The sequence below is a fragment of the Faecalibacterium intestinale genome, from assembly GCF_040096575.1.
GTDB lineage: Bacteria > Bacillota > Clostridia > Oscillospirales > Ruminococcaceae > Faecalibacterium > Faecalibacterium intestinale.
Genome location: NZ_JBBMEN010000004.1, coordinates 69,307 through 91,869, shown reverse-complemented (window position 1 = coordinate 91,869; position 22,563 = coordinate 69,307). Strand labels below are relative to the sequence as shown.

17 protein-coding genes and 6 tRNA genes are annotated in these 22,563 nt (G+C 58.4%); 11 read left to right on the top strand and 12 right to left on the bottom strand.

Going from position 1 to position 22,563, the window contains the following annotated elements; all coding sequences use genetic code 11:
- Positions 1–16 precede the first annotated feature (16 nt).
- The 4 genes from lepB to WMO20_RS04925 all read right to left on the bottom strand — a co-directional run bounded on the left by lepB (position 17) and on the right by WMO20_RS04925 (position 2,254).
- The gene (lepB, locus tag WMO20_RS04940; protein ID WP_112090485.1) at positions 17–607 is read right to left on the bottom strand and encodes a signal peptidase I; all 591 of its coding nucleotides are present in this window, start codon (positions 605–607) and stop codon (positions 17–19) included.
- Entirely contained in the window at positions 604–1,089 is a 486-nt protein-coding gene (locus tag WMO20_RS04935) for a hypothetical protein (RefSeq protein ID WP_112090486.1), read from the bottom strand. Before WMO20_RS04935 ends, lepB begins: the two co-directional genes overlap by 4 nt.
- Positions 1,090–1,514: 425 nt before the next feature.
- Entirely contained in the window at positions 1,515–1,748 is a 234-nt protein-coding gene (locus WMO20_RS04930; protein WP_316539333.1) for a hypothetical protein, read from the bottom strand.
- 47 nt (positions 1,749–1,795) lie between these two features.
- Positions 1,796–2,254, bottom strand: a complete 459-nt coding sequence (locus WMO20_RS04925) for an InlB B-repeat-containing protein (protein ID WP_349186026.1) — start codon at positions 2,252–2,254, stop codon at positions 1,796–1,798.
- Between the two features lie 408 nt (positions 2,255–2,662).
- Here WMO20_RS04925 and WMO20_RS04920 point away from each other — a divergent pair.
- A tRNA-Gln gene (locus tag WMO20_RS04920) sits at positions 2,663–2,736 on the top strand.
- Positions 2,737–2,783: 47 nt separating this feature from the next.
- Here the strand turns inward: WMO20_RS04920 and WMO20_RS04915 are convergent.
- Positions 2,784–4,127: a D-alanyl-D-alanine carboxypeptidase family protein gene (locus tag WMO20_RS04915; protein ID WP_316539331.1), complete on the bottom strand. Its 1,344-nt coding sequence runs from the start codon at positions 4,125–4,127 to the stop codon at positions 2,784–2,786.
- 180 nt (positions 4,128–4,307) lie between these two features.
- Here WMO20_RS04915 and WMO20_RS04910 point away from each other — a divergent pair, with 180 nt between their 5' ends.
- The 3 genes from WMO20_RS04910 to WMO20_RS04900 are packed head-to-tail and all read left to right on the top strand — an operon-like array spanning position 4,308 to position 7,171.
- Positions 4,308–5,000: a metallophosphoesterase gene (locus WMO20_RS04910; RefSeq protein WP_316539330.1), complete on the top strand. Its 693-nt coding sequence runs from the start codon at positions 4,308–4,310 to the stop codon at positions 4,998–5,000.
- Between the two features lie 8 nt (positions 5,001–5,008).
- The gene (locus WMO20_RS04905; RefSeq protein ID WP_349186025.1) at positions 5,009–6,043 is read left to right on the top strand and encodes a glycosyltransferase; all 1,035 of its coding nucleotides are present in this window, start codon (positions 5,009–5,011) and stop codon (positions 6,041–6,043) included.
- 15 nt (positions 6,044–6,058) lie between these two features.
- Positions 6,059–7,171 carry an acyltransferase gene (locus WMO20_RS04900; protein WP_349186024.1) on the top strand — a complete coding sequence of 371 codons (1,113 nt, stop codon included), beginning with the start codon at positions 6,059–6,061 and terminating at the stop codon, positions 7,169–7,171.
- Between the two features lie 43 nt (positions 7,172–7,214).
- On the opposite strand, the gene recG is transcribed toward WMO20_RS04900, so the two are convergent.
- Complete coding sequence (gene recG, locus WMO20_RS04895) at positions 7,215–9,275, bottom strand: ATP-dependent DNA helicase RecG (protein WP_349186023.1); 2,061 nt, start codon at positions 9,273–9,275, stop codon at positions 7,215–7,217.
- A 126-nt stretch (positions 9,276–9,401) separates the two neighbouring features.
- On the opposite strand from recG, the gene WMO20_RS04890 reads away from it, so the two are divergent.
- Positions 9,402–9,884, top strand: coding sequence for a GNAT family N-acetyltransferase (locus WMO20_RS04890; protein WP_349186022.1), 483 nt, complete (start codon positions 9,402–9,404; stop codon positions 9,882–9,884).
- Between the two features lie 283 nt (positions 9,885–10,167).
- Here WMO20_RS04890 and WMO20_RS04885 read toward each other — a convergent pair.
- From WMO20_RS04885 to WMO20_RS04865, 5 genes are all read right to left on the bottom strand, one after another.
- Positions 10,168–10,242 (bottom strand) — tRNA-Cys (locus tag WMO20_RS04885).
- A 28-nt stretch (positions 10,243–10,270) separates the two neighbouring features.
- Positions 10,271–10,346: transfer RNA gene (locus WMO20_RS04880), tRNA-Gly, on the bottom strand.
- Positions 10,347–10,513: 167 nt separating this feature from the next.
- Positions 10,514–10,587 (bottom strand) — tRNA-Asp (locus tag WMO20_RS04875).
- Between the two features lie 29 nt (positions 10,588–10,616).
- Positions 10,617–10,692: transfer RNA gene (locus tag WMO20_RS04870), tRNA-Gly, on the bottom strand.
- Between the two features lie 31 nt (positions 10,693–10,723).
- Positions 10,724–10,799: transfer RNA gene (locus WMO20_RS04865), tRNA-Phe, on the bottom strand.
- 335 nt (positions 10,800–11,134) lie between these two features.
- Here WMO20_RS04865 and WMO20_RS04860 point away from each other — a divergent pair.
- From WMO20_RS04860 to WMO20_RS04835, 6 genes are all read left to right on the top strand, one after another.
- Positions 11,135–13,126, top strand: coding sequence for a DNA gyrase/topoisomerase IV subunit B (locus WMO20_RS04860; RefSeq protein ID WP_349186021.1), 1,992 nt, complete (start codon positions 11,135–11,137; stop codon positions 13,124–13,126).
- Between the two features lie 200 nt (positions 13,127–13,326).
- Positions 13,327–15,576, top strand: coding sequence for a DNA gyrase subunit A (locus WMO20_RS04855; RefSeq protein WP_349186020.1), 2,250 nt, complete (start codon positions 13,327–13,329; stop codon positions 15,574–15,576).
- 291 nt (positions 15,577–15,867) lie between these two features.
- A complete protein-coding gene (rlmH, locus tag WMO20_RS04850; protein WP_112090496.1) occupies positions 15,868–16,353 on the top strand; it encodes a 23S rRNA (pseudouridine(1915)-N(3))-methyltransferase RlmH in 486 nt (161 codons plus the stop codon).
- A gap of 177 nt (positions 16,354–16,530) precedes the next feature.
- Positions 16,531–17,367 carry a substrate-binding periplasmic protein gene (locus WMO20_RS04845; protein ID WP_349186019.1) on the top strand — a complete coding sequence of 279 codons (837 nt, stop codon included), beginning with the start codon at positions 16,531–16,533 and terminating at the stop codon, positions 17,365–17,367.
- Positions 17,360–19,564, top strand: a complete 2,205-nt coding sequence (locus WMO20_RS04840) for an ATP-binding protein (RefSeq protein WP_349186018.1) — start codon at positions 17,360–17,362, stop codon at positions 19,562–19,564. Before WMO20_RS04845 ends, WMO20_RS04840 begins: the two co-directional genes overlap by 8 nt.
- Before the next feature lie 155 nt (positions 19,565–19,719).
- Positions 19,720–21,141, top strand: a complete 1,422-nt coding sequence (locus WMO20_RS04835) for a glycine--tRNA ligase (protein ID WP_015537773.1) — start codon at positions 19,720–19,722, stop codon at positions 21,139–21,141.
- A 142-nt stretch (positions 21,142–21,283) separates the two neighbouring features.
- Here WMO20_RS04835 and hisS read toward each other — a convergent pair whose 3' ends face one another.
- A complete protein-coding gene (gene hisS, locus WMO20_RS04830) occupies positions 21,284–22,525 on the bottom strand; it encodes a histidine--tRNA ligase (RefSeq protein WP_349186017.1) in 1,242 nt (413 codons plus the stop codon).
- Positions 22,526–22,563 lie beyond the last annotated feature (38 nt).

The following is a 22,563-nucleotide window of genomic DNA, read 5'->3' as shown; positions in this document are numbered from 1 at the left end:
GTACCTCCTCCCGGGCTCAATGGATCAACGAGAAACTGGACAGGGGCCATACCCTTAAAAACACCCTGCCAATGATCTGACTTTTTTCCACGCAGCCTATCACGCTGCTGCGGCTGTCGATGGATGTGGAGCGGTGGTCGCCCAGCACGAAGTAGCGGTTTTCCGGCACCTGATAGGGGAACCGGATGTCGCATTCGCCCACGGTCAGCGCGTCCACATAGGGCTCGTCCAGCACCTCGCCATTTACCGAGACCACGCCGTTCACGTCCATATCGATCACATCACCGGGCTGCCCGATGATGCGCTTGAGCAAAAGCTTGTTCTGCCAGTAAAAGCCGCATAACTCACCGTTTTCAATGTGGTTGGATTTTACCAGCAGGATAATGTCCTTATCCTTTAATGTAGGGTTCATACTGTCGCCGGAAACCTGAAGCACCGGTAAAAACAGCGTAGCCAGCAGCACGGCCGCTGCGGCCACCACCACCAATATATAGACCGTACTGCGCAGCACCCGCTGGTAGCGGTTCTGGTACGCAAGACGTTCACGTTCTGCGGCTACTTCCTCGGTGGAGGGGATGGAAGCAAACCGGATATCGCGTTTTTTCATGTTTCCTCCGAAGGCTGGCTGTCGGCGCTGCGGTACTGGTCCAGCAGCGCGTTGGCCTTGCGGTCAAATGTCTGCCAGCGCTGCTGCACCTCCTGCTCGGCCTGCTCTACCATGGCGCTGCATTCCTGCCGGGTCTGCGCCTTCAGGCTGTCGGCGTCTGCCTGTGCCTGCTCCAGAATGCGTTTGGCCTCGCTGCGCGCCTGCGAAAGGGTGTTGGCAGCGGCGGCGTCGGTGTCTGCAAGGTTGGCCTGCACCGAGTGCAGATAGTCATCGGCGGCGGCCTGCGCGGCGGCGAACACGTTGTTCAGCTCCAGCGCAGCCTGCGCGATGGAGCCGGCCTTTTCCAGCCGGAGCTGCCGGTCCTGCAGCTGCGCGGTAAGCGCGGCGTTCTGCGCCTTGAGCTGATCCTCGCTCTGCTTCAATGCATAAATAATCTCTATCAGTTCAGCGCGGTGCATCCGCCGCAGTTCACGATCTGCCATGTATGTCCAAACTCCCAAACTATAAAGTACAAGCCGGCGAAAAGGTTTTCGTAAACTACGAAAATACTTAACAAAAACGGCTTAAAATGCGCTTGCCGCCACAGGATTTGCGGGGTGTAAAGGGTGCGGAAGCGCTCCTTTACAAGCTACCTTATTTTACCACATCCCATGTAACAACAATATAACAAAACAGACACAAAATCAAGAGATAACGCCGAAAAAATATCGCATTTTTTTATATTTTGTGTGTATTTTTCCCCAAAAACGACTGCAAGACCCCAAAAACTTAAAAAGTTTGTTCATAATTTTGAGATGTGAAGTTTTGTACACTACTGTGCTGAACTGCTGCGCGCACGAAAAAACGGGAGCCGCACTTTTTCGAAAAAAAAGCGCGGCTCCCGTATGCAGACTTTGGGGTCAGCCTTTTACTTGCCAAAGCTGGTCAGCAGGCTGTTCAGCGAGACAAAGGACTGGTAGATGACGTTGACGTTGTTGATGATGGAGCTTGCACCGGAGAAGATGCGGGCGATGTAGTTGAACACCTTGCCAACGTCCAGGAAGGACTGGTAGGCGCTGCTTGCACCGCCGTCCAGATAGGTCATCTCCTCGGCGTCGATCACGGCGTAGCTGGCGGGCAGTTTCATGGTAGAAGTAGTCATGGTAAGATCCCTTTCTTCATTGGTATCAATGCGTTTTACAGCGTTGTTCAGAACATGGTGGAGACCAGCAGGGTGGTAAGCAGGGCACCGGCAACCAGTGCGGGCCCTACATACTTCTGCCACTGAATCGCGGCGGGCTGGGTGGCGGGCTGCGGCACGGTGGAAGCACCGGCCTTGGCAATCCAGTGCGCGTAGATGGTAGCGTCGGAGGTGAACACGGTGGAAGTGGTCACCTTGCTGCCGCCCACCGGCTCGGTGTACCAGCCGTCAAAGATGTAGCCCGTCATGGTAGGCTGCTCGGGCGTACTCTCCAGTTTGCCGGACAGGTTCGTGTAGGTTACCACAGTAGAGCAGATGCCGCCTTGGGCATCCATACCAATGGCGAACACGTTCTGTTCCTTTTTGCTCCCTGAAGTGTTGCCGACAGCAAACGCAGCCGGCAGCGCACAGCACAGCAGGGTGAACAGGCAGATCCCGACCACCAGCGTTTTCAGGAATTTTTTCATGAGATCCCTCGCTTTCCTTCACAAAGATGGAGACCCTGCCCCACCCGGGCGCAGCCCGGACAGCGGAGAAGTTTCTTCAATCTATATTTATCACATCCAGTGTACCAGAACCGCAACAAAAAATACAGCTTTTGGCTGAAAAAATAATAAAAATTATGAAAAAACGATTTTTACCCTTGCAAGATGAATTTTATGCCCCAATAGACCGCATTTTTTGAAAATTGCATTCTTTAAAACTTGTCTTTCGTAAAAACATGGCAGGAAATGGAAAGCATAAAAACAGCGTCTAAAAGCCCAAAAAACGACAAAAAACGCCGCAAACGCTCTGGGTACTGCGGGGAAAAGGCTGCAAAAATGCAGCGTCCCTCTTGTGGAACGGCAGAAAATATGCTATACTTAGCTGCACGATGCGCCATCGCCAAGCGGTAAGGCAGGGGACTTTGACTCCCCCATCGTAGGTTCGACTCCTGCTGGCGCAACCAGAATGCCCCGGCGGCCTTTGCGGCTGCCGGGGCATTTTTGCGTCTGTTCAATAGCGGCGGTGGATCTTTTTAGTGGGTTTGCGGCGGTTCCAGTTGGCGCACAGCAGCCACAGCCCGTAGATCAGGGCGGCGATCAGGCTGAGCACCAGCACCACCTTCAGGTACAGGCTGGTGAAGAACTCCTTCACCTTGTCCACCCCGAACAGCAGCGGGTTGCGGGCTACGTCCTGCCCGGCAATCAGCTCCACCACGCCGATGGTCTCGCCCGCCAGCTTCAGCTCCACCGTGCCCACCACATCGCCCTGCTGGATGGGGGCGCAGACGTAGTCCGGCAGGTGGAAGTATTTCTGGGTGACGGTGCCGTCGCTGGTGGAGGGCAGCAGGGTCATCATGCTGTCGTTGGGGTACAGCTGCAAGGTGTCTGTATCGGAGGAATACTTTACCGGGATCTCCGCAATGGTCAGGTCGGTGTCCAGCGCAGCCTGAATGGAAAAGCTGTCGAACACCCAGTCCATCAGTTTGACTGTCTCAAACAGGGCGGGACGGCGGTTGGCGTAGCCAAGGGTATCGCAGCTGTCGGGGCTGTCCATCACGCAGAAGATATAGGTGGCACCGTCCTTATTGCCCCATGAAACATAGCTCTGGGTGCCGGTATCGTTTTTAAAGGCAGTCACATTGCACATACCGCCCTGCATGGCGCTGCGGTAGTAGCTGCCGCCGCTGGCTTTGCTCAGCGCGGCGTTCTGGCTGACCAGCACCGAGGAGGAGCGGTGCTTCTCCTTGGCGGGCATGGTAAAGCTGGGCGCACCGGATACTTCCACAAAGGCGTCAAAGCTCATCAGGTAGCGCAGGATCAGGTACATATCCACCGCGCAGGTAGTGTTGCCGCTGTCGATGCCGCAGGCGTCCGTCCAGCTGCTGGCGGTAGTGCCGATGCGCTTGGATAAGGTGTTCATCTGCGCCACCCAGCCGTCCAGATCGCCGCCGGAAAGGGTGTACGCCACACCCATGGCGGCCTCGTTGGCGTTGCGGGTGAGCATGGCGTACATGGCTTCGCGGTAGGTGAAAGTCTCGTTGGAGCGCATATCCGCGTTATTGGTATTATAAACATAGTCCGAGATGGCAAAGGGCATCTGGAAGGTGTTGTCCAGCTGGTCGGCGTAGTTGGTCAGCAGCACGGCAAGGGTCATATATTTGGTCAGACCGCCGGCAGACACCTGCTTCGTGCTGTCCTTATCGTAGACGATGATGTTGGTATCCGTGTTCACGATATAGGCGCTTGCAGCCTGCACCTGATACACCGGGCTGGGGTCGAACATGGCTCCGGCGGGCAGCACAAGGCAGCTGAGCAGAAATACAAGCGAAAGAACCAGTGCAAAAATACGTTTCATGTGGACAATTCCTTTAAAAAGCGATAAAATATACTAAATAAGGCTGCGCGGTACAGCGCGCCGGAAGATCAATTTTGCAGCAAAAGTGCTGTGTTCTATAATAATAACAGGTTTGCCGGGGCGTTACAAGAGCCTTGCGGTGTTTTACACCGTTCTTTCGCCCCGGCAGGGAGGGCAGGAATGGTATATCTTACAGGGGATACCCACGGCGATATCCAGCGCTTCAAGCAGGGCAAGTTGCGCTGGCTGGGCAAGAAGGACACCGTGGTGGTGCTGGGGGATTTTGGCTTTGTATGGGACGGCAGCACCGCAGAGCGCAAGCGGCTGGACTGGCTGCGCAAGCGCCCTTACACGGTGCTGTTTCTGGACGGCAGCCACGAAAACTACGACCTGCTGGCACAGTACCCGGAGACCGAGCTGTTCGGCGGCAGGGTGCAGAGCCTTGGCGGCAACGTATACCATGTGTGCCGGGGCAGCGTGCTGGAGCTGGAGGGCAAGACCTATCTCTGCTTCGGCGGCGCGGAAAGTCAGGATAAGGACGACCGGGAGCCGGGCGTGAACTGGTGGAAGCAGGAGATGCCCAGTGACGAGGAGTACGACACCTGCCGCCGCAACTTAGAGACAGTAGACTACAAGGTAGATTATGTGCTGACCCACGATGCACCAAGCAGATTTTTGGATTTTACCGCCCTTGCCCTTGGCGAGAGCAACCGTCTGCACCTGTTTCTGGATGAGATCTTGCTCAAGCTGACCTACGAAAAATGGTTTTTCGGCTGCTACCACAAGGATGTGCAGCTTTCCACCAAGAGCCGGTGTGTGTTCTGTGATGTCATCCCCATGGGCGAGCGGCGCACCGGGCTGTTCCACCGATAGGAGGGAATATGCAGGTCACAATAAAACTCGCCACCCGGGAAGGCGCGGCGCACGTCAGCGGCATTCTGGCGGGCTTTACCCTGCTGGCAAAGCGCGGGGAGCTGACTTTGCGGGTGCAGGACGAGCGGCAGGGCAGTCCCCTTGCCCGGGAGGCGCTGCTGGAAACGGAAATTGACGGCCGCACGGTGGTGTTTGACCTGATGGACGGCTACTTCTACAACGACCCTGCGGCGGTGCTGGCGCTGTTCCGCCGGGCAGATGTGGTGTTCAAACGCAGCTTTTCGGCGGAGAAGAACCGGCAGTTCCCGGGCGATATTTCTGCAAAGCTGCGGCCGCTGGGGCTGAACTACTACGTTACCTGCCCGGGCTCGCCGCTGGAAGCGGAGCGCAGCGCAAAGAGCCGCCTGAAGCAGTGGGCGCTTTCCACCCGCTGCTACCCGCAGGACTTTGAAGCCTGCCTGACCCGGGTGCGCAAAAAGCCACGCATCCTCTTTTTGACCCGTCTGTGGGACCCGGAGGAGCCGGCGGTGCGGCAATACCCGGAGTTACAGGCAGAGTGGCGGCAGGTGAATGCAGACCGCATCGAGCTGCTGCACCGGCTGCAAAGCGCCTTCCCGGAGCAGTTCACCGGCGGCGTATCCGACAACGCCTGTGCCCGGCAGCTGTGCCCGGAACTGATCCTGCCGGACAAGCTGACCGGCAAACGCGCCTACCTGCACCGGATGCAGCACACGGAGATTTGCGTGGCTTCTACCGGACTGCACGGCTCTACCGGCTGGAAGCTGGCCGAGTATGTGGCGGCGGGACGCGCTATCGTCACCGAGCCGCTGCGGTACACCCTGCCGGGCGGCTTTGAAGAAGGGAAAAACTATAAAACGTATACGTCCCCGGCGGAGTGTGAGACGCAGCTGCGGCAGCTGCTGGCAGACCCGGCGGCGATCTTGGCTATGGCGCAGCACAATGCGGCGTACTATCAAGCATGGCTGCGGCCGGAGCAGCAGGTGCGGCAGGCCTTGCGGCAGCTGGAAACAGGGGAGAGATAAGGGGGAAAACGGGGTATGGAAGAACAAAAGCGGCACAGCGGCTTTGAGACGATGCGTATCCTCAGTATGGTGATGATCGTGCTGATGCACGGCATCGGGCACGGCGGGCTGGGCAGTGCGGCACCGCAGGGGACAGCGGCATTCTGGATCTGCTGGCTGCTGTTTATTCTGGCGCGTGTATCCACCAACTGTTTTGTAATGCTTTCCGGCTATTACCTGTCGGAGCGCAAGGGGCCTGTTCATGCCGGGCGGCTGTTCCGCATTGGGGCACAGGTGTGGTTTTACTCCATGCTCACCTTCTGCGTTGCGGTGAAAGCGGGGGCGGTCCCGCTTTCGGCTGTTGCACTGCTCCGGGCACTTTTACCCCTTACCTCCAACGGCTACTGGTTCGCTTCGGCCTATTTCCTGATGTATCTCTCGGTGCCGGTGCTGAACGCGGTGGTGCAAAGCCTTGACAGGCGGCAGTACAAAACACTGCTGCTGGTGGCGCTGCTGCTGCAAAGCGTGTGGGGCACGCTGTTCTACTGGGCAACGGATGCGACCTTTGTGAATAACGGATACAGCTTTATCTGGTTCTATACCTTGTATTTTATGGCTGCCTATTTCCGCAAATACCGGGTGACCGTGCCCAGCGGGCTGTGCCTGCTGGCGTATCTGGCGGCTTCGGCGGCGGGGCTTTTCAACCGGATGCTGGCGCTGCGGGTGGAAAACGCTTTGCACCTGAACGGTTTTGTGAATACCGTCAACGGCTATCAGGCACTGGCTACGGTCATCGCCTCGGCAGCAATGTTTTTGCTGTTCCAGAATATCCATATCCGCTCGGACTACTGGCGGCGCTGGGTCTTTCGGCTGGCACCGCTGTCCTTCGGGGTGTATCTGCTGCACGACAGCGATTTTACCCGGGCGCTGCTGTGGCAGCTGGTCGACCTGCCCCGGTTCGGCGGGGCGCTGCTGCCCTCGCTGGCTTACCTGACCGGTGCGGTGCTGCTGGTTGCCGCTGCGGGCTACGCGGTGGATGCCGTGTATCAGCGGCTCTACCGTCTGCTGCACCTGCCCGCACTGGAAACAAAGCTGGACGCCCTGACCGCCCGCATCCTGCAAAGGATCGTCGGGAGCAAGGAAACGTAAAGAAAAGCGCTGTCGCACGAGTTTTTCGTGTGACAGCGCTTTTTTAGTTCATCGGCCCGGCCTTGTCGAACATCTGCTGCACCTGCGCAGCCAGCAAAGCGTGCGCAGGGCTTTCCAGCAGCGGGTCGGCGGCCAGCAGGGCGGCGGCTTCGCTCTGGGCGGCGTGCAGGGTGCGGGTGTCGTTCATCAAATCGGCGATCTGTAAGGTGGGCAGACCGTGCTGGCGGCTGCCGAAAAAGTCGCCGGGGCCGCGGGTCTCTAAGTCGTACTGCGCCACGGCAAAGCCGTCGGTGGTGGAGCAGAGAAATTTCAGCCGCTTCTGCACGGCTTCGCTGGTGTTGTCGCTGACAAGAAAGCACCAGCTCTCGGCGGCACCGCGTCCTACACGGCCGCGCAGCTGGTGCAGGGCACTCAGACCGTAGCGCTCGGCGTTTTCGATCACCATCACGCTGGCGTTGGGCACGTCCACACCCACCTCGATGACGGTGGTGGACACCAGTGCATCCAGCCGCCCGGCCTTGAAATCCTCCATGACGGCGGCTTTTTCCTTGGGTTTCAGCTTGCCGTGCATCAGCCCCACCCGGCGGTCGGGCAGCAGCGTCTTGGCAATGTCCTCGTAGTAGGTCTTGACGGCGTTCAGCCCGCCGTCCGGCACATCCTCGATGGCGGGGCAGACCAGATACACCTGCCGCCCTTTGTCAATCTCGCTGTCCAGAAAGCGGTACAAGTCCTGCCGCCGCTTGCCGGTGATGCACCGGGTCTTGACCGGGGTGCGTCCGGGGGGCAGCTCGTCCAGAATGGAAATATCCAGATCGCCGTAAATCAGCAATCCCAGCGTGCGGGGGATGGGGGTGGCGCTCATGACCAGCAGGTGCGGGTTTGCGGCCTTTTCTGCCAGTGCGCCGCGCTGACGCACCCCAAAGCGGTGCTGCTCGTCAATGACCGCCAGACCCAGCCGGGCAAACTCCACCCCTTCGCTCATCAGGGCGTGGGTGCCCACCACAAGGTCGGCTTCGTCATTGCGGATAGCGGCCAGTGTGGTGCGGCGGGCGGCGGCCTTCATGCCGCCGGTCAGCAGGGCGACCCGCATCCCGAAGGGGGCAAGCAGCCGGTTCAGCCCCTCAGCGTGCTGTGCGGCCAGAATTTCGGTAGGAGCCAGCAGCGCGGCCTGATACCCCGCCCGGATGCACGCCCAGATGGTGGCAGCAGCTACCAGCGTTTTGCCGCTGCCCACATCGCCCTGCAACAGGCGGTTCATGGCGGTATCGCCCGCCATATCGTTTAAAATTTCCTCCACTGCGTGGCGCTGCGCCCCGGTGGGGGCAAAGGGCAGACTCTGCCAGAAAGGAGCTGGGTCGGCGCGGCGCATGGGTGCCCCGGTGGCGGCAGCGCCCCGGCTGCGCATCCGCCCAATGCCCAATTGCAGCACCAACAACTCTTCGTAAATGAGCCGCCGCCGCGCCGCTGCGGCCTGCTCCTCGGTGGCAGGGCAGTGGATGGCGCACACCGCTTTGGCCTTGGGGAGCAGACGGTATTTTTGCAGCATCTCCGGCGGCAGCGGATCTGGCAGCAGCTCTGCATGGGGCAAAAGCTGCCGGATGCAGCGGGAGATGGCGCTGCTGGTAAGCCCCTCCGTCTGGGGGTAAACGGCTTCAAAGGGTGCGGCCTGGATCTGCTCGGCGGTGCGCACCTGCGGGTTGACCATCTGGCGGCGCAGCATCCCGCCGGTAACGATGCCCTGAAAATAGTATTCCTGCCCAAGCTGCAATTTCTGGGTGGCGTAGGGGTTGTTGAACCATGTGATCTCCAGACTGGCTACATCGTCCCCGGCAGTGATGCGCTCCATCCGCCGCCCGCCCGGCAGGATGCGTCCGCCGGGCTTTGCGAATACCTCGGCCTTCACCACGCATTCGGTGTCGGCGGGGGCTTCTGCGATGGAGTAGGGCTTGGAAAAGTCGATATACCGCCGGGGGTAGTGGCACAGCAGGTCTGCCAGCGTTACAATGCCCAGCTTCTCGAACCGTTCTGCGGTCTTGGGACCCACCCCTTTCAGGTAGCGCACCGGGGTGTCCGGCGTTAAGGTAGTGCGGTTTTCGGTGGGCATGGCGTTTCAACTCCCTTCCAAGCGTAGTATAGCCATTGTAACACGGACGGAGAACAGATGCAAACACTTTGCCTTTGCGCGGCAGCTGTGGTACACTGAATAGTAAAAAGAGAAGGGGGAGATACCATGGAGATACGCAACGCAACTACGGAGGATCTGCACGCTATTGCCGCCGTGGAGGCAGCCTGTTTTCCGGCAGCAGAGGCTGCCACGGCAGAAGAATTTGCCGGACGGCTGGCACACTATGCCAGTCATTTCTGGCTGCTGCTTGAGCAGGGGAAACTGGTGGCCTTTGTGGACGGCTTTTGCACCGACACGCCCGACCTGACCGATGAGATGTACGCGGACGCCGCCCTGCATGATGAAAACGGCGCATGGCAGATGATCTTTGGGGTGAACACCCTCCCGGGCTGCCGCCGCCGTGGCTATGCCGGGCTGCTGCTGCAAAGAGCTATCGCAGATGCCCGCGCACAGGGGCGCAAGGGGCTGGTGCTGACCTGCAAGGAGAAGCTTTTGTACTATTACGCAAAGTTCGGCTTTGTGAACGAGGGTGTTTCCGCTTCCACCCACGGCGGGGTGGTGTGGTATCAGATGCGGCTGCGGTTCTGAGGCAGCGTTACTTTTATTATAGCAATACCGGAGCGTCTGCGGACGCTCCGGTATTGCATTTTCACGGGAGGGGGTGCTGCGGCAGACTTTTTGGTTTAACCGCAAAGTGACCGGTTTCGCCAGAGACTCTCCCTTTGAGGAAAGACTTCCCCTGGCCGGGGGAAGATGTCGCGTAGCGACAAAAAGGGGAATCAGTCACCGCAGGTGACTGAGAGGGTGAGGACGCCGGCAGGGGACAGTGCAAAACAAAAAATCCCGGAAGCCGAAGCTTCCAGGAATCTTTTGGAGGTGACGACCAGATTTGAACTGGTGGATGAGGGTTTTGCAGACCCTTGCCTTACCACTTGGCCACGTCACCATATAGGGAGTGATGAATACCACTCCAATGGAGCGGCCGACGAGGCTCGAACTCGCTACCTCCACCTTGGCAAGGTGGCGCTCTACCAGATGAGCTACGGCCGCATATTCGGTGCATTTGTCCCTGCACCCTCCCGAGCGATTCTTACGAATATCGGGGCCCCGCGAAAGCTTGCGAAGCAAGATTTTGTGGGGAAGAGGAGAAATTTCAGAGTTTGTTACGGCGGTCTTACTTGTAAGACTGCCAGACAAACGACTGACATTCCGACGAGCGACCCGGATCGGGCTCGAACCGACGACCCCCAGCGTGACAGGCTGGTGCTCTAACCAACTGAGCTACCGGGCCATACCGGAGCAACTGTTGCTGCTCCTTAATGGAGCGGCCGACGAGGCTCGAACTCGCTACCTCCACCTTGGCAAGGTGGCGCTCTACCAGATGAGCTACGGCCGCATATTGGGAAACCCGAATGGGTTTCCTTTGCTGGTGCCTCCGATCGGAATCGAACCAATGACACGGGGATTTTCAGTCCCCTGCTCTACCGACTGAGCTACAGAGGCGCACCGGACGATGATTATTATACCTGAAATTTCGATTTTGTAAAGGGGTAAATGCAAACTTTTTTGAAAAAATTGAAAAGTTTTTGTTTTCCAGCGTCCCTGCGCACAAAATAAGAACGACTTTTTTCGCGGTTTTCGTACCGGAGCGCTGCGCGGGAAAGATAGAAAGAACATTTGACAAGTTTTACAACCTATGGTTTAATAAAAGAAAAGAACACAGGCGCTTATGTCCGCAGAGATGCTATTATATTTCTTATATAATAGCAAGGGCAGGCGCTTGCTTTGATTACAGAACGGCCTGCGCAGCACAGCTGCGGCGGGACGGGAGGAGCAGCATGGCAAAAAAACAGGAATATGGCAACGAGAGCATTACCTCGTTAAAGGGTGCCGATCGTGTGCGCAAGCGCCCGGCGGTCATCTTTGGCTCGGACGGCGTGGAGGGCTGTGCCCACTCGATCTTTGAGATCGTGTCCAACTCCATTGATGAAGCCCGCGACGGCCACGGCGATACCATCAACGTGACCCGCTGCAAGGACGGCAGCGTCATCGTGGAGGACTTTGGCCGTGGTATGCCCGTGGACTGGAACAACGGCGAAGGTCGCTTCAACTGGGAGCTGCTGTTCTGCGAGATGTACGCGGGCGGCAAGTACGGCGAGGGTGAGGATAACTACGAGTTCAGCCTTGGCCTGAACGGTCTGGGTCTGTGCGCTACCCAGTATGCATCGGCGTGGATGACCGCCGACATCTACCGCGACAGTTACCACTACCATCTGGACTTTAAAAAGGGCGAGAACGTAGGCGGCCTGCAAAAGGAGCCTTACAAGGGACGCCGCACCGGCAGTATCATCCACTGGAAGCCGGACGATGAGGTATTTACCGATATCGACGTGCCCGGCAGCTACTATAAGGATGTGCTGCGCCGTCAGGCTGTGGTCAACGCCGGGCTTACCCTCAACTTTACCGATGAAAAGGAAAAAGACCCCGCCACCGGCAAGCCGTGGCACGAAAGCTGGTGCTACCAGAACGGCATTGCGGACTATGTGGCAGAAGTAGCAGGGGAGGACACCCTGACCCCGGTGTTCAGCTGCGAGAGCGAGGCCGTGGGCAGGGATCGCGAGGATCAGCCGGACTACAAGGTGCGCATGGGTGCGGCTTTTTGCTTCTCTAATAAGGTACAGCTGCTGGAATACTACCACAACTCCTCGTGGCTGGAGCACGGCGGCAGCCCGGAACACGCGGTGCGCACCGCCTTTGTCTACCAGATCAACAAGTACCTGAAGGAAAAGAATCTGTACAAAAAGGGCGAGAGCGCCATCAGCTTTCAGGACGTGCAGGACTGTCTGGTGTATGTATCCTCCAGCTTTTCCACCCGCACCAGCTACGAGAACCAGACAAAAAAGGCCATCACCAATAAATTTGTCTCGCAGGCCATGACCGACTTCCTCAAGCATTATCTGGAAGTGTATTTTCTGGAAAAGCCGGAGGAAGCCCAGAAGATCTGCCAGCAGGTGCTGGTGAACAAGCAGAGCCGCGAGCACGCGGAAAAAACGCGCCAGAGCATCAAAAAGACGCTCTCTACGCAAATCGACTTAGCCAACCGCGTGCAGAAGTTTGTGGACTGCCGCACCCGGGACGCCGCCCGCCGCGAGCTGTATATCGTGGAGGGCGACTCGGCTATGGGCGCGGTCAAGTCCAGCCGGGACAGTGAATATCAGGCCATCATGCCCATCCGCGGCAAGATTTTGAACTGCCTGAAGGCGGATTATGCCCGCATCTTCAAGTCGGACGTCATCGTAGACCTGATCAAGGTGATGGGCTGCGGCGTGGAGCTGGGCGGCAAGCACAACAAGGAACTGGCTACCTTTAACCTCGAAAACCTGCGGTTCAATAAGATCGTCATCTGTACCGATGCCGATGTGGATGGCTACCAGATCCGCACCCTTGTGCTGACCATGCTCTACCGCCTTACCCCCACCCTGATCAATAAGGGCTATGTGTATATCGCGGAGTCGCCTTTGTACGAGATCACCACGAAGGAACGCACTTATTTTGCTTATACCGAGCCGGAAAAGGCCGCTTTTCTGGAAAAGATCGGGGACAAAAAATACACCATCCAGCGCTCCAAAGGCTTGGGCGAGAACGACCCCGAGATGATGTGGCTGACCACCATGAACCCGGAAAGCCGCCGTCTTATCAAAGTAATGCCCACCGATGTGGTGCAGACCGCGCAGGTGTTCGATATCCTGCTGGGCGACAATCTGGCAGGCCGCAAGGAGCATATCGCCCAGCACGGCGCAGAGTATCTGGATGATCTGGACGTGAGCTGAGAGATCGACGGCCTCGCCCTCTCCGTCTGCTCACTTTGTTCGCATCCACCTCTCCCAAAGGGAGAGGCCTTGGCAAAAAGATGAACTTTGCGTGGACTGCCAAGGGCTCCCCCTTTGGGGGAGCTGCCGAGCAAAGCGAGGCTGAGAGGGCGAGCTTGTTTGCCGAAAAAGAACAGGCGTAATAAACAAGAGGAACTGTAATGGCAAAAAAATCGACCAAGAAAACCTTAAAGCCGGTGCGCCCGCAGCTGGGCGACGGCGTTGAAATCTTAAATGCAGGCAGCGTGCTGGAGGACCCCATTACCCGCACGCTGGAAACGAACTATATGCCCTATGCCATGAGCGTTATCGTCAGCCGCGCGCTGCCGGAGATCGATGGCTTCAAGCCGGCGCACCGCAAGCTGCTGTACACCATGTACGAGATGGGTCTGCTCAAGGGCGCACGCACCAAGTCTGCCAACATCGTGGGCAGCACCATGCACCTGAACCCCCACGGCGATGCCGCTATCTACGATACCATGGTGCGCATGGGCCGCGGCAACGAGAGCCTGCTGGTGCCCTTTGTGGACAGCAAGGGCAACTTTGGCAAGGCGTACAGCCGCGATATGTCCTGCGCTGCTGCCCGTTACACCGAAGCAAAGCTGGAAGGCGTGTGCGAGGAGCTGTTCCGGGATATCGACAAAGAGACCGTGGACTTTGTGCCCAACTACGACAGCACCACCACCGAGCCCACCCTGCTGCCGGTCACTTTCCCCACTATTCTGGCCAACAATACGCTGGGCATTGCGGTGGGCATGGCCTGCAACATCTGCTCCTTCAATCTGGCAGAGCTGTGCGCCACCACCGTGGCGCTGATGAAGGACGAGCACCACGATATCGGCACCACCATGCCCGCCCCGGACTTTGTGGGCGGCGGCCAGATTTTGTATGATGAAGCGCAGATGCGTGAAATTTACGAGAACGGCCGCGGCAGCGTAAAAGTACGCGCCCGCTACAACGCAGTGCCCGGCGAAAATATGATCGAGGTCACCCAGATCCCGCCCACCACCACGGTGGAGGCTATCATGGACAAGATCGCAGAGCTGGTCAAGACCGGCAAGGTCAAGGAGATCAGCGATATGCGCGATGAGACCGACCTGAACGGCCTGAAGCTGACGCTGGATCTCAAGCGCGGCGTGGATGCCGACAAGCTGATGGCAAAGCTGTTCAAGGCCACCCCGCTGGAGGACAGCTTCAGCTGCAACTTCAACATTCTGGTGTCCGGTCAGCCCCGGGTCATGGGCGTGCGGGAGATTTTGAAGGAGTGGACGGCCTTCCGCGTTGAGTGCGTGCGCCGCCGCACCTACTATGATCTGCACGGCAAGGAAAAGCGCCTGCACCTGCTGCAGGGTCTTGCCGCCATTTTGCTGGATATCGACAAGGCCATCCATATCATCCGCACTACCGAGGAGGAGACCGAGGTGGTGCCCAACCTGATGATCGGCTTTGGCATTGATGAAGTGCAGGCAGACTATGTGGCAGAGATCAAGCTGCGCCATTTGAACCGGGAATACATCCTCAAGCGCACCGGTGAGATCGAGCAGCTGGAAAAGGACATTGCCGACCTGAACGATGTGCTGGCAAAACCTGCCCGCATCCGCCGCATCATTATCAATGAACTGAACGATGTAGCAAAGAAATACGGCAAGCCCCGCTGCAGCGAGATTTTGTACGACCTGCCCGAGGAGGACGCTGCCGCCGAGGAAGAAGCTGTGCCGGACTACCCGGTGACCGTGTTCTTTACCCGGGAGGGTTACTTTAAAAAGATCCCGCCCCAGAGCCTGCGCACCGCCGGTGCCCACAAGCTGAAGGAGGGTGACGAGATCATCCAGCAGCTGGAGACCCGAAACAACGTAGAAGCGCTGTTCTTCACCGACAAGCAGCAGGTGTACAAGGTGCGTCTGGCAGAGCTGGAGGACGGCAAGGTAGCCCAGATGGGCATCTTCATCCCGGGGCGGCTGGGCATGGACGAGGGCGAAAATGTACTGAGCATGGTCATTACCGGTGATTACAGCGGCTTTATGCTGTTCTTCTTTGCCAGCGGTAAGTGCGCAAAGATCCCCCTCAGCTCCTACGCCACCAAGCAGAACCGCCGCAAGCTGCTGAAGGCTTACAGCGATAAGGAACCGCTTGCCTTGATGCTCTACCTGCCGGAGGAGACCGAACTTGCCATCCGCACCAGCGCCAGCCGGATGCTGCTGGTGGGCACGGCGCAAATCGCCGCCAAGACCACCCGCGACAGTCAGGGCGTGGCAGTGGTCACCCTGAAAAAGAACCAGACCATCGTCTCGGTGGTGCCGGCAGATACCTTGGAGCTGGCAAATCCCCACCGCTACCGCGTGCGCAGCCTGCCCGCCACCGGTGCGCTGATCCGCGCCGAGGACGAGGGCGAGCAGATGAGCCTGCTGTAAAACGCTTTTTATTGAGAAATGGCTCCGCTTCGCTCTGCCATTCTTAGCGGAAATATTATTTTTATTCAGCAAATCAGAAAAGGCTGCGGCCTTTTCTGATTTGCACTTTCACGGGGAGAGCCGCAGTTGTAAGATGCAGTGTTTGGAAATGACCTCTTCTGTGAAAAAGGGGAAACGGAGCGCCCGCAGGCGCACCGTTTCCCCGAAAACAAAAATATTCTTTCCGCTGTTATTGTCAGAGCGAAGCGGAGACAATTCTAAATCGTTTAAGCCTGAAAAGAGGAATCAGTCATGCAAAATATCGACCTGATCTGTGTGGGCAAGCTGAACGCCAAATATTTTGCCGAGGGCGTGGCAGAGTACCAGAAGCGTCTGGCGGCTTTTGCCGCCTTTCGCATCATTGAACTGCCGGAGGAAAAAATCGAGGAGAAAAACGCCTCGGACGCGGTGGTAAAAAAGGCGTTGGATAAGGAGGGAAAAGCCATCCTTTCCAATGTGCGCAAGGGGGCTGCCATCGTAGCCATGTGCATCGAGGGCAAACAGATCTCCTCCGACGAGCTGGCGCAGTTTCTGGCACAGCGTGCCGGCAGCGGGGCAGGGGACGTGGCCTTTGTTATCGGCTCGTCCCATGGCCTGTCCGAAGAGGTGAAAAAGGCCGCTGCCCTTAAGTTCAGCATGGGGCGCATCACCATGCCCCATCAGCTGGCGCGGCTGGTGCTCACGGAGCAGATCTACCGCGCCTGCACCATCAATGCGGGCATGAAGTACCACAAGTAAAATGGCTTTTTCGGCTCCCGGAGCGTTCGCAGGCGCTCCGGGAGCCCTTTTTGCGGAAAAGTGTAGAATCTGCCGGAAAAGTAATTTTCTTCTTTTCTTTTGGAACAGTTTTTATTATACTGATAGCGTGGAGCATTCTATTACAAAAAGCAGCAAAAAACACAGGATGGAAGAACCATGAAAAAACACAGAAGAGGACTGCGGCTGGCGGCCTGTTTGCTGGCGCTGGCGATGTGCGCGGCGCTGCTTTGCAGCTGCGGGCGTACCGGAAAAACGGATGACTATACGGCTGCAATGCCGGTCATCGTGGTGGGCAGCGATAACTACCCGCCCTTCAACTATATGGGCACGGACGGTGCACCCACCGGCATTGACGTGGAGCTGGCCACCGAGGCGTTCGGGCGGCTGGGCTACCGGGTGAAATTTGTGACCATCGACTGGGAAAAGAAGAAGGAACTGGTGGAAAACGACACCATCGACTGCATCTGGGGCAGCTTTTCCATGGATGGCCGCGAGGAAGAATACCAATGGGCAGGGCCGTATCTGCACAGCCGTCAGGTGGTGGCGGTGCGCTCCGATAGCGACATCCGCACCCTGCAGGATCTGGCCGACAAGGTGGTGGCGGTGCAGTCCACCACAAAGCCGGAGGAACTGTTTTTGAATGCGGAGCAGAATGGTCTGCCCCGGCTGCGCAGGCTGTATTCCCTGCAGAACCGGGATCTGCTCTACACCACCCTGCTCAAAGGCTACGCGGACGCCTTAGCCGCCCACGAAAGCGCCATCCGGCAGTTCATGAAGGATTACAGCGTTGAATACCGCATTCTGGACGAGCCGCTGATGACGGCGCGGCTGGGCGTTGCCTTTGCCAAAGAGCGCGGCGATGATCTGCCGCAGCAGCTGACGGAGGTTTTTCAGGAGATGCTGGCAGATGGCACCGTCCGGCAGATCGTGAGCCGCTATCTGGACGACCCCGAGCACTATCTGGATGGACTGGAGGACAGTACCCATGCATGACGGAATGGAAAAGAGCCAGAGTATTTTCAACCGGAAGCAGTTCATCATGGTGTGTGCACTTGCGGGACTGTTGCTGCTGGGCGGCGTGCTGGGGGTCTCGGCGCACAGCGACCTGCAAAATGCAGAAAAGCAGTTTGAGGATACCATCAGCTATGTTAAGGAGCAGTGCACCGGCTACGATAACCTGAACCTTGCCACGGAGACCAAAAGCCTGATGCGGATGATGGAAAACGCCCAGCATCTGTGCAGAGAGATCGCGCACGACCGGCAGGATGACCCCGCGCGGGTACTGGACGATGCCGCTATGGCGGAATATCTGCGGGACTATACCCTCAGCGGCGCACTGGTGCTTTCAACAGAGGGCAAAATTTTGTGCGCAGCCTCACAGGATGGCCGGACGGCTGACCTGCAGGTCCGGGAACAGATGGAAGCGCAGCTGGCCGGTTCTATCGTGCTGAAGGTGGCCGACCACCCGGAGCAGGTCTACGCCGGACGGTCGGAAAATGAGGATGGCTCCTATGTAGACACCGCAGCCTGCGCCCGGAAGGACGGGGACGGGGTGCTTGTGGTGTACTACCGCACCACGGCAGAATATGTACGCAATTACAACCTTTCCTACCAGAACTGCGTGCAGGGCTATAACCCCGCCGTGGACGGCACCATCGTGGTGACCCGGGGCGACCGCATCGTGGCCAGCAACGACACCTCTTTGCTGGATACCACCGTGGACGATAACCCCACCCTTTCTGCCTTAAAAGCGCGCAGCACCGACGGCGGCATGATCCATGTGCACAGCACCACCGGGCAGCAGTACGCTTACGGCATCGTGGGGCAGGGACGCAGTTTTTACATCTATGTCTACCGCCCGGAGCAGGAGGTATATGTTTCCACCATGCGCAATGTGAGCATGGCTGCCTTTACCTACATGGTTCTCCTGTTTTTGCTGCAATTGCTGCGCGGCAAGACCGACCAGCGCTACCGGGAGCAGCAGCTGCGCCGGGAGCAGGAGTACCAAAAGACCCTCAAGGCGGCTGCGCTGAAGGCGGAGAGCGCAAACCTTGCCAAGACCGAGTTTTTGCAGCGCATGAGCCACGATATCCGCACGCCCATCAACGGCATCCGGGGCATGGTGGAGATCGGTGACCGCTGCCCGGAGGATATGGCACGGCAGGCCGACTGCCGCAAAAAGATCTGGGAGGCATCCACCCTGCTGCTGGAGCTGGTGAACGAGGTGCTGGACATGGGCAAGCTGGAGTCCGGCGAGGTGGTGCTGGAAAGCGTGCCCTTTGATCTGCCCGAGCTGATGCACGAGATCACGGACGTGCTGGAAAAACAGGCGGCAGAGCGCGGCATCGTGCTGCACCGGGAATACGGAAAGCTGCCGCATCCCCGGCTGGTGGGCAGCCCGCTGCACGTCAAGCGGCTGCTGATGAATGTGCTCAGCAACGCCATCAAGTATAACCGGGACAAGGGTCGTGTGATGCTGGACTGCTTTGAGTTGAGCTGCACCGGGGACAAGGTGCAGATCTGCTTTGTCTGCGCGGACACCGGCATCGGCATGAGCGAAGAGTTCCAGAAGCGGATGTTTGAACCCTTCACGCAGGAGAATGCCGGGGCGCGTTCGGTATACGGCGGCACCGGCCTTGGAATGTCCATTACCAAAAGCCTTGTGGATAAGATGGGCGGCACCATCGGGGTGGAAAGCCGGCAGGGCGTGGGCACCACCTACACCATCACCCTGCCCTTTGTCATCGACAGCACCGAAGCCGCAGAGCCGGAGCAGCAGCAGACAGACCTTGCCGTGCTGCAGGGACAGCGGGTGCTGCTGGCCGAAGACAACGCCCTGAACATGGAGATCATGGAGTTTTTGCTGAACGAGGTGGGCATAAAGGTGACCAAAGCCGCCGACGGACAGCAGGCGGTGGAAGCCTTTGCAGCCTCGCCGCCGGGCGGCTTTGACGCCATCCTGATGGACGTGATGATGCCGGTGCGGGACGGCCACGAGGCTACCCGCGCCATCCGCGCCATGGACCGCCCGGACGCAAAGACCATCCCCATTTTTGCCATGACGGCAAACGCCTTTACAGAGGACCGCCGCAAGGCACTGGAATCCGGCATGAACGAGCACCTGCCCAAGCCCATCGACCCGGATGCCCTGTACCGCCTGCTGGTAAAATACCTGACAGAGCGCGGCTGAACTGTTTGCCGGGCTTTACAAGCGGGGCAAAACATGGTACAGTAAATATACTGTGCTTGTGCAAGCCGCAAGCACGCCCGGCGGTGGGGAAAGCCGCCGGAACACAACACGATACGACACGGCAAACCAGCCGCGGACGGAAAGGATGTACTACAATGGAACAGAGCGAAAAGACCCTTGACATGATCGTCAATCTCTGCAAGAACCGTGGTTATGTGTTCCCCGGTTCCGAGATCTACGGCGGTCTGGCCAACAGCTGGGACTACGGCCCCCTTGGCGTGGAGTTCAAGAACAACGTCAAAAAGGCATGGCTGAAAAAGTTTGTGCAGGAAAGCCCCTATAACGTGGGTTTGGATGCTGCCATCATCATGAACCCCCAGACATGGGTGACCACCGGCCATGTATCCAGCTTCTCGGACCCTCTGCTGGACTGCCGCGCCTGCAAGGCACGCCACCGCGCCGACAAGCTGATCGGGGAAGAGCACCCCGAGGTGAACGTGGACGCCATGAGCTTTGACGAGATGGATGCTTTCATCGCAGAGCACGAGGATATCGTCTGCCCCGTGTGCGGCAAGCACGATTTTACCCCTATCCGCAAGTTCAACCTGATGTTTAAGACCGCCATCGGCGTGACCGAGGATAGCTCCTCTACCTGCTATCTGCGTCCCGAGACCGCACAGGGCATCTTTGTCAACTTTGCCAACATCCAGCGCACCACCCGCCGCAAGCTGCCCTTCGGTGTGTGTCAGGTGGGCAAGGCCTTCCGCAACGAGATCACCCCGGGCAACTTCACCTTCCGCACCCGCGAGTTCGAGCAGATGGAGTGCGAGTTCTTCTGCAAGCCTGGCACCGATCTGGACTGGTTCGCTTACTGGAAGGACTACTGCGAGAACTGGCTGCTGAGCCTTGGCATCAAGAAGGAGCACCTGCGCCTGCGTGACCACGAGCCTGCAGAGCTGGCCTTCTACAGCCGCGCCACTACCGATATCGAGTATGCCTTCCCGTTCACCGACTGGGGCGAGCTGTGGGGCATTGCAGACCGTACCAACTACGATTTGACCCGCCATCAGGAGGCTTCCGGCAAGAGTCTGGAGTACTTCGACAGCGAGACCAACGAGCACTACATCCCCTACGTCATCGAGCCCTCTCTGGGCTGCGACCGCGTGGCGCTGGCCTTCCTGTGCGAGGCCTACGATGAGGAGCACCTGACCGACAGCAAGGGCAAGGAGGATGTCCGCACTGTGCTGCGTCTGCATCCTGCTCTGGCTCCCTACAAGTGCGCCGTGCTGCCCCTGAGCAAGAAACTGGGCGAGAAGGCCATGGAGATTCGCAACGAGCTGAGCAAGTACTTCATGGTGGATTACGACGATACCGGTTCTATCGGCAAGCGTTACCGCCGTGAGGACGAGATTGGTACCCCGTTCTGCATCACCGTGGACTTTGACACCGTGGGCGACGAGGCCAAGGGCATTGCTGCCGACAACTGCGTCACCGTCCGTGACCGTGACACCATGGAGCAGGTGCGTATGCCCATCAGCGAGCTGAAGAGCTACATCGAGAGCAAGATCGAGTTCTAAAAAATACACTGTTACGCAAAAAGCAGCCCCGCCAGAGCACCGGCGGGGCTGCTTTTTTGCGTTGTGACGCCTGAAAAAAGTGGCCCGGAAACATCCGCAGATGTTTCTGAGCCACAAAATTTAAAATCGTCAGGCGGGCAGGTTACTGCTGGGCGAAGATCTTTACCTCGTCCTTGTCCATAAAGGCTGCGCCTGCAAAGCCTGCGGCTTCCAGCTGACCCAGCTGCTTGCCCAGCTTTTTGCCCTGCGGCAGTACGGTGACGTTGTACTGCTCGCGCAGCACGGCGGCTTTGCGCAGCACGGCAGGGAAGTCGGTGTCCTTGCCGTACAGCAGGGCGATCTTCTGCTTTGCGCCGGGGATCTGGTAGCCCTGCTCCAGCAGAATGCCGCACACCCGCTCGAAGCCGATGGAGAAGCCCACGGCGGGCACCTGCACGCCAAGGAACTTGCCCACCATGTTATCGTAGCGTCCGCCGCCGGCCACAGCACCGCTGAACTGCGGGCAGGTCACCTCGAACACCATGCCGGTATAGTAGCCCTGACCGCGTACCAGACTGGGGCAGTAGGCTACCTGATAACGGCCTGCAGCCAGCGTGTTGGCGGTGGCCAGCACGTACTTCAGGTCATCGGCGATGGCGGGGTCGGCGCAGCGGGCAGCTACGGCGTCCAGCGTCACGTCCCCGGCGGCGATAAAGTCTGCCAGTGCGTGGATGGCGCTTTCCGGCAGCTGCTTCTCGGTCAGCTCAGCCTTCACGCCCTCGGCACCGATCTTGTCCATCTTGTCAAAGGTGATGCAGACGGAGTCCAGCGTGTCGGCGGCAAAGCCCATGCTCTCCAGCATCCCGCGCAGGATGCGGCGGTCGTTGATGTTGACGGTAAAGCCGGTAAAGCCGATGTTCAGCAAGGCGCGGGTGGTCACATCGATCAGCTCCACCTCGGCGTTGGGGGAAGCATCGCCCAGAATGTCGATATCGCACTGCACGAACTCACGCAGACGGCCCTTCTGCGGGCGCTCGGCGCGGAACACTCGGTCGGTCTGGATGACCTTGAAAGGGTTGGGCAGCTTGTCCTTGTTGGCTGCGTAGTAGCGGCTCAGCGGCAGGGTAAGGTCGTAGCGCAGACCCATGTCGGACAGCTGCTTGGGGTCACCGGTGTTCAGGGCAGCGGTCAGCTTGTCGCCGCGCTTGAGCACCTTGAAGATCAGGTTCAGGTTGTCGCCACCCTCGGATTTGTCCAGATTTTCCATATCCTCCAGCATGGGGGTAGAGATGCGCTCAAAACCGGCAGAGCGGTAGGTCTCCAGAATCTTGCCCTGAATGTAGTCGCGCAGGGTCTGTTCGGCGGGCAGCAGATCCCGCATACCCTTCAAAGCCTGTGTTTTCATAACAGTAATTCCTCTCTATCTGCAAATTGTACCCGCCC